Raw genomic sequence first — 1494 nt, forward strand, 5'->3', positions numbered from 1 at the left:
ATGGGAACGACGCGACGACATCCACGAAGCCTTCCTCGGCCTCGCCACCTGCCTCATCACCCACCGCCACGTCCAACGCCTTTGTTAGGACCTCTAAGCCCCCGTCGGCCCTGGTGGGCAGTGGGTGGGTCGTCGGCGGCGGGGCCGGTCTGAAATCGCCCCCCAGATAACACCCCAATATCTGCGGTACCGGTCACTGTGAGCTGCGGTTCTGCTCGGTGCCAGGTGCGCGAAGCAGCCCCGTTATCTGTGGCAAGGCCCTTGGCGCCGGTTCCCGGTCCGTTGTTCCCCGTCCCCCAGGTCGGCCGCGGCCTCGCGGGTGAGGCGGAGCTGGGTGTGGGCGGCGATGACGATCCACGTCCACCGGTCCGCCGCCTCGGGAGTACGGAGCTTGGGACGCGTCCAGCCGAGCGTCTGTTTTTCAAAGCGGAAGGTGTGTTCAAGATCGAAGCGGCGGAGGAAGGTTTGCCAGCGCAGGTCGATGTCTTCCTGGTTATGCCGGTCTTGGAGGACCATAGCCACAAGGGCAGGGGCTCACGGTCGCCGGGCAGGTGGTCGACCTTCAGCCGGATCAGCGTTCCTTCGATGACGGGGAGTTCGCCGTCGTGATCGATCCACGCGGAGCGGGTGGTGAGGCGGGGGTGGATGCGGTCCCAGGCCATCGCTTGTGCGGTGCCGTAGCGGTCGGTGACCTGCACGGTTTCGGCGTCCGGGGCGCCCCAGGTGTCGGGCTTGGCGAAGCGGAACTCCTTGCCGTGCTTCGGCGGCCGCCCGCCCTGAGGATAGGCCAGGGCGTACTCCTTGAGTGAGGGTGCCGGACGGCGCATCACCCGGTCCGAGCGCATCCGTCCGAGCACCTCGATGGGGAGCCCGGTAAGGAGGTAGGCCATGCGCGGGGCGTCGTAGCCGGCGTCGAAGACGACCATGATGTCCGGGTCACCGGCTTCCCACTGGCCGCCGTCAATCAGGTCGGTGACGACGCGGCGGACCTGGGCCGCGGTGACCTCGGCGACGTCGTCGTCGGGGCCGAGCCGGACCGCGTCCAGCAACTGGCACCACGAGGTGCGGCCGGTCTCCAGGGCGGCGACGAACGAGTAGGGCCAGCCGGGGATGAACTGGTCGCTGGAGCGTCCCGAGCGTCCGTAGACGTGGCAGAACAGCCGGTCCGGGCTGGTCGGCGCGTCGGGCCGCAGCCAGGCGGAGACATCGACGGCCAGGACCAGACGCCCGTCGGCCGCCATGGGCTGCGGCAGCATGGCCGGGGCTTTGCGCAGCCGGACCGCGTCGATTCGGGACTGCCGTTGCGATGGTGCAGAAGATCATGGACGCGGACCATGCCGCCGATGCCGAACTCGCCCAGGCCAGATCAGGCGACAGCCACGTGATCGGCCGGACAGTGCCTAGTACTCCAGCAGGATTTTACTGTCTGACCTGCGGGTTTCGCTGGGCGGCTGGAGTGTAGCGGGGCTTCGATCGTGCGGGGGCGGTCTCACG

The 1494-nt window shown here is 68.5% G+C and carries 1 pseudogene; it reads right to left on the bottom strand.

From position 1 onward, the window contains the following. Positions 1 to 297 precede the first annotated feature (297 nt). Positions 298 to 1289: pseudogene (locus ACFVZH_RS40375) on the bottom strand (transposase); the annotation flags it as partial. Between the last annotated feature and the right edge of the window lie 205 nt (positions 1290 to 1494).

Origin of the sequence: Streptomyces sp. NPDC059534 (genome assembly GCF_042743475.1) — a bacterium.
In the GTDB taxonomy this organism is placed as follows: Bacteria; Actinomycetota; Actinomycetes; order Streptomycetales; family Streptomycetaceae; genus Streptomyces.